This is a genomic window from Propionivibrio pelophilus DSM 12018 (assembly GCF_059569095.1).
Map to the genome: position 1 here is coordinate 1 of NZ_JCANUT010000098.1, position 5,608 is coordinate 5,608.

Sequence of the window (5,608 nt, forward strand, 5' to 3'; positions counted from 1 at the left end):
GCTTCGTTCCACACACAGGTCGGATATACGGTCGCAGTCGCACCCATTTGCCCTATCTCAACTCGCTCTTGCAAAACGGGAGGAGTCCATATACGGAATCCAGAAAAATCAACGAACTGGACCCCGGCCTTCGCCGGGGTGGCGACCATTTCAGCGTTTCCGTAACATGGTTGGTTGTCGAATCCTCTTCCCTTTTTCCGGTCTAATTTTTCAGCCGATAGCCGGTGCGCAACATCCACGTCGCAATGCCGACGAAAACGGCGAGGAACACGCCGGTCATCACCAGACTGATCCAGACGGGAACGTCGGCAACGCCGTAGAAACTCCAGCGGAAGGCGCTGATCAGGTACACCACCGGATTGAACAAAGTGACGGCCTGCCAGAACGGCGGCAGCATGTGAATCGAGTAGAAGCTGCCGCCGAGGAAGGTGAGCGGCGTGACGATCAGCAGCGGCACCAGTTGCAGCTTCTCGAAGTTGTCGGCCCAGACGCCGATGACGAAGCCGAGCAGGCTGAAGGTGATGGCGGTAAGCAGGAAAAAGAAGACCATCCACAGCGGGTGGTCGATGCGCAACGGGACGAACAGCGCCGCCGTGGCGAGGATGATGCCGCCGAGAATCAGCGACTTGGTCGCCGCCGCGCCGACGTAGCTCAGCACGACCTCGAAATGCGAAACCGGCGCCGAGAGCAGTTCGTAGATCGTGCGGTTGAACTTCGGGAAGAAGATACCGAACGAGGCGTTGGAGATGCTGTGCGTGAGCAGCGAAAGCATGATCAGCCCCGGCACGATGAACGCACCGTAACTGATTCCCTCGATCTGGTCGATGCGCGAGCCGATGGCCGCGCCGAAAACGACGAAGTAGAGCGAGGTGGAAATCACCGGCGAGATGATGCTTTGCAGGACGGTGCGCCGGGTCCGCGCCATTTCGAAGCGATAGATGGCGAGGACGGCGGGGAGATTGAAACCGGTCATGCCTCTTCCTTTACCAGACTGACGAAGATGTCTTCCAGCGAGCGCTGGCTCGTCTGCAGGTCGTGGAAGCGGATGCCGGCTTGGCGGATGTCTTCCAGCAAGGGGACGATGCCGGTTTCCTCGTCGCGGGATTCGTAGGTGTAGATCAATTGGCGGCCGTCGGGCGAGAGTTCCAGCACGTGGCCTTCCAGCCCCGCCGGCAGAGTTTCGAGCGGCGGTTCGAGTTGCAGGGTCAGCTGCTTCTTGCCGAGCTTGCGCATCAGCTCGGCCTTTTCCTCGACGAGGATGATCTCGCCCTTGTTGATCACCGCCACGCGGTCGGCCATCTCCTCGGCCTCCTCGATGTAGTGCGTGGTGAGGATGACAGTCACGCCCGAATCGCGCAGACGACGCACCAGTTGCCACATGTCGCGGCGAAGGCTGACGTCGACGCCGGCCGTCGGTTCGTCGAGGAACAGGATCTGCGGTTCGTGCGACAACGCCTTGGCGATCAGCAGGCGGCGCTTCATCCCACCGGAGAGACTGATGATCGGATTGTCGCGCTTGTCCCACAGCGACAGGTCGCGCAGGATTTTTTCGATCAGGGCCGGGTTCGGTGTCTTGCCGAACAGCCCGCGGCTGAAGGCGACGGTACCGCGTACCGACTCGAAAGCGTCGGTGGTCAGTTCCTGCGGCACGAGGCCGATCAACTCGCGCGAGGCGCGGTAATCGGCGACGATGTCGTGGCCGCCGACCGTCACGCAACCTTCACTGCCGGTGACGATGCCGCAGACGATGCTGATCAGCGTCGTCTTGCCTGCACCGTTGGGGCCGAGCAGGGCGAAGATTTCGCCGGGGCGAATGTCGAGGTTGACGCTTTTCAGCGCCCGGAAGCCGGATGCGTAGGTCTTGGAGAGGTTTTCGATGCGGATGATGGGAGACATGGTGGGGAAGATAGCACGGCGGCGGTGCTACATGCCCCGCCTGCTTCTACGACCGCAACGGCTCGCCGAGGTTCTTTTCCAGGATCGCCTGCACCTTCTGCTTGTCGGCATCGGTCAGCGGCTTGAACGGTCCCCGGCACTGCCCGCAGTCGATTCCGCGCAGTTCCATGGCGTACTTGACGGCGTTGAACACGCCGACCTCGACCAGCGTTTCGATGATCTCGTTGGCCTCGCGCTGCAACCGGAACGCTTCGGTGTTGCGACCGGCGTGGAACGCGTCGCGCAGGGCAATGAACTTGCGGGCCATGAAGTTGACCGTGCTGCCGATCATCCCGGTGGCGCCCATCGACAAGCCGGAGAGGAAGGCCTCGTCGTAACCGTTCAGCGCGACCAGGTTCGGGTTGTGCGCGAGGATGCGCTCGAGTTCGTACATGTTGGTGTTGGTGTGCTTGAGCGCGACCACCTGCGGATGCTTGAACAGTTCGCGCGCGCCGCCCTGCGTCATGTTGATGCCGGTGAAGGCCGGAATGTTGTAGACCACCAGCGGCATCTCGCTGGCCGCGATCAGGTCGCGGTAGTAGCCGATGATTTCCTCGGTGGTGTATTTGAAGTAGATCGGCGGCACGGAGGAGATGGCGTCAGCCCCGTTCGCGCCGGCATGGCGCGACAGGCGGATGGCCGCGTCGGTGCCGCCCGCGCCGGTATGGACGATGACCTTGACCTTGCCGTCGGCGCGCCGCAGCACGGTTTCGGCGATTTTCATCCGCTCCTCTTCGGTGAGCAGGAAGGATTCGGCCGTCGAGCCGCCGACGTAGAGGCCGTCGACGCCCTGGGCAATTTCGTAGTCGACGAGGTGTTCGAGCCCCGCGTAATTGACCGCTCCGTCGGCCAGCATCGGGGTCGGCAGGGCGGGATAGATGCCACGCAAGTCTTTCATTGTTTTTTCTCCGGTGATTACCAGCTGGTCCAGCCGCCGTCGACGACGAGGTTGGACCCGGTCATGTAGCGCGAGGCGTCCGAGGCGAGGAACACCACGGCGCCGTTGAATTCGTCTTCCTGCGCCATGCGGCCGATCGGCATGCGCGCGCAGTAGTTGGCCTGGAACTCGGCATCCTGCGTTTCGCGCCAGACGCCGGACGGCGTGAGGATGTTGACCCGCACGCCCTTGCGGCCCCAGTAGGTGGCGAGGTAGCGCGTGAAGTTGTACAGCCCGGATTTCGAGGCGCAGTAGGCGACCGGCTTGATGAACGGGCGGCCGGTTTTCTTCTCCTTGTAGGCGTAGATGTCCTGTACCGGCGAGAGCATCCCGTAGATCGAGCCGATGTTGACGACCGAGCCGCGCCCGGCCTTGGCCATGGCGCCGCCGACGACCTGGCAGCACAGGAAGGTGCCGGTCATGTTGATCTCCAGCACTTCCTTCCACACTTCCTCGGGGAAGTCCTCGAACGGGCCGGAGACTTCCGGCGGGGCGCTCGGCTGGGTGTCGATGCCGGCGTTGTTGATCAGCACGTGCGGGACGCCCCATTTCGCTTCGACCTGCGCCAGTCCGGCCTGGATCGAGGACTTGTCGGTGATGTCGACAGGGCAGAACAGCACGCGGCCGGAATCGACCGGGAAACGCTCGCGCAGCGTCGCCTCGTCCGGAATGCGGCGGTTGAAAACGGCGACCTTCGCGCCCCGGTCGATGAACTCCAGCGCGAACTGGCGGCCGATCTGGCCGAGCGCGCCGGTGATGACGATCACCCGGTCGGCGACGTCGAAAACATCCTTGCGATTCATGCGTTTCCTTTCATTGCATCAAGAGATTGGGCAACCAGACGATCAGGCCCGGGAAGAACACGGAGGCGATCAGTACGAGTGCCAGCGGGGCGACCCAGGGGAGCGTGGTGTGGGACAGCTTTTCGACGCTGAGCTTGCCGACCTGCGCGATCGTGAACAGGCACATGCCGAATGGCGGGGTGATCTGGCCGATCATCAGGTTCAGCACCATGATCACGCCGAAGTGCACGAGGTCGATGCCCAGTTGATTGACGATAGGGAGGAAGACCGGAAGCATCATGATCAGGATCGCGCCCGGTTCCATGATCATGCCGAGGATCAGCAGCACGACGTTGATGATCAGCAGCACCACCCACGGTGTGGTCGAAATGCCGAGGATGAAGCTGGCGATGACCTTGGTGATGCCGAGGTTGGTCAGGATGAACGAGAACAGCGTCGCGGTACCGATGATGAACACCACGTTGGCAGTCGTCGCCGCGGTGTTTTCCAGCGCCTTGACGATTGAGCGCAGCCCCATCGCCCGGTACACCAGGCCGCCGACGATCAGCGCATAGACGACGGCGACGGCCGAGGCTTCGGTCGGGGTGAACCAGCCGGTGACGAAGCCGCTGAGGATGATCACCGGGGTCATCAACGGGATGAAGGCGCGGGAAAATTCAACCGCGATGCGGCGCAGCGAAAAGGTGTCTTTCGGATAGCCGCGACGCAGCGAGATGATCAGCGCGTAAATCATCAGTGCCATGGCCATCAACAATCCCGGAACCATGCCGCCAATGAACAGCTTGCCGATCGATACGCTGGCGATGCCGCCGTAGATGACCATCGGGATGCTCGGCGGAAATATCGGGCCGATGGTGGATGACGCAGCGGTGACGGCGCCCGAGAAGTAGTCGTCGTAGCCCGCTTCGCGCATGGCCTTCATCTCGACCGTGCCCAGCCCGCCGGCATCGGCGATGGCCGAGCCGGACATGCCGGAGAAGATCACGCTGGCGAGGATGTTGGCGTGTGCAAGGCCGCCGGGGATCCAGCCGACGGCCGCCTTGGCGAAGTTGAAGATGCGGTCGGTGATCTGGCCGACGTTCATCAGTTCGCCGGCGAGGATGAACAGCGGTATGGCGACGAAGGTGAAGGAGTCGATCCCGGTGACCATCTTCTGCGCAACGACGATGATCGGGAAATCGTTGATCAGCAGCGTGACCAGCGCGCTGAGGCCGATGGAGACGGCGACCGGGACGCCGATCAGGATCAGGCCGAAGAAGACGGCGAAGAGCGTCAGCATGGCGTTCCCTTCCCGGCGGAGTCGCCCTTGAGCGAGAGCAACAGGGTGGCGAGGGTCTGGACAATCAGCAGCACCCCGGCGATGACCACCGGCAGGTACAGCCAGACGAGGCTGACCGGCATGGTCGGGAAGACCTGCGGTTGCGCGAACGGGATTACCTGGATGCCGGCGATGACCATGACAGCGTAGAGCACCAGTGCGGCGAGCCGCTGGACGGTGTGCAGAACGGTGCGGGCAAGGCCGGGAAGGCGTTTTTCCAGCAGTTCGAAACGGATCAGCCGTTCCTCGCCGTTGATGAATACCAGCCCGAGGAATGTTATCCAGACAAAGAAGATGCGGTTGATGTCGATGATGGTGTCGAACGAATGACCGAAGAAATTTCGGATGAAGACCGAAGCGGCAATCGACAGGCACATGAAGGCGAGGGCGATCACCAGAATCATGCGGACGGCAGCGGAGATGCCGCTTTTCAGGTGGAGCAGGAAATGCATGCGGACAATCCTTGAAATCGAAGTGCATACAAATCCGTCACACCGGCGCAAGCCGGTGTCCAGAGCAACGTTCTGGATTCCGTATATGGACTCCTCCCGTTTTGCAAGAGCGAGTTGAGATAGGGCAAATGGGTGCGACTGCGACCGTATATCCGACCTGTGT

Annotated in this window: 6 protein-coding genes; all 6 read right to left on the reverse strand. The window is 61.9% G+C overall.

What is annotated here, in order from left to right:
- Positions 1-202: 202 nt before the first annotated feature.
- Genes BO74_RS20405 through BO74_RS20430 form a run of 6 tightly spaced genes read right to left on the reverse strand, consistent with a single transcriptional unit; the run spans position 203 to position 5,445 of the window.
- A complete protein-coding gene (locus tag BO74_RS20405; protein ID WP_496445128.1) occupies positions 203-973 on the reverse strand; it encodes an ABC transporter permease in 771 nt (256 codons plus the stop codon).
- The gene (locus tag BO74_RS20410; RefSeq protein WP_496445130.1) at positions 970-1,896 is read right to left on the reverse strand and encodes an ABC transporter ATP-binding protein; all 927 of its coding nucleotides are present in this window, start codon (positions 1,894-1,896) and stop codon (positions 970-972) included. The genes BO74_RS20405 and BO74_RS20410 overlap by 4 nt, the downstream gene beginning before the upstream one ends.
- A 46-nt stretch (positions 1,897-1,942) precedes the next feature.
- Entirely contained in the window at positions 1,943-2,833 is an 891-nt protein-coding gene (locus BO74_RS20415) for an N-acetylneuraminate lyase (RefSeq protein WP_496445132.1), read from the reverse strand.
- Between the two features lie 17 nt (positions 2,834-2,850).
- Complete coding sequence (locus BO74_RS20420) at positions 2,851-3,675, reverse strand: SDR family oxidoreductase (RefSeq protein ID WP_496445133.1); 825 nt, start codon at positions 3,673-3,675, stop codon at positions 2,851-2,853.
- Positions 3,676-3,685: 10 nt separating this feature from the next.
- The gene (locus BO74_RS20425) at positions 3,686-4,954 is read right to left on the reverse strand and encodes a TRAP transporter large permease (protein ID WP_496445135.1); all 1,269 of its coding nucleotides are present in this window, start codon (positions 4,952-4,954) and stop codon (positions 3,686-3,688) included.
- Entirely contained in the window at positions 4,948-5,445 is a 498-nt protein-coding gene (locus BO74_RS20430; RefSeq protein WP_496445137.1) for a TRAP transporter small permease, read from the reverse strand. Before BO74_RS20430 ends, BO74_RS20425 begins: the two co-directional genes overlap by 7 nt.
- Between the last annotated feature and the right edge of the window lie 163 nt (positions 5,446-5,608).

Coding starts and splice junctions, on each gene's coding strand:
- BO74_RS20405 (WP_496445128.1), bottom strand. CDS start 973: ATGACCGGTTTCAATCTCCCCGCCGTCCTCGCCATCTATCGCTTCGAA.
- BO74_RS20430 (WP_496445137.1), bottom strand. CDS start 5,445: ATGCATTTCCTGCTCCACCTGAAAAGCGGCATCTCCGCTGCCGTCCGC.
- BO74_RS20420 (WP_496445133.1), bottom strand. CDS start 3,675: ATGAATCGCAAGGATGTTTTCGACGTCGCCGACCGGGTGATCGTCATC.
- BO74_RS20410 (WP_496445130.1), bottom strand. CDS start 1,896: ATGTCTCCCATCATCCGCATCGAAAACCTCTCCAAGACCTACGCATCC.
- BO74_RS20425 (WP_496445135.1), bottom strand. CDS start 4,954: ATGCTGACGCTCTTCGCCGTCTTCTTCGGCCTGATCCTGATCGGCGTC.
- BO74_RS20415 (WP_496445132.1), bottom strand. CDS start 2,833: ATGAAAGACTTGCGTGGCATCTATCCCGCCCTGCCGACCCCGATGCTG.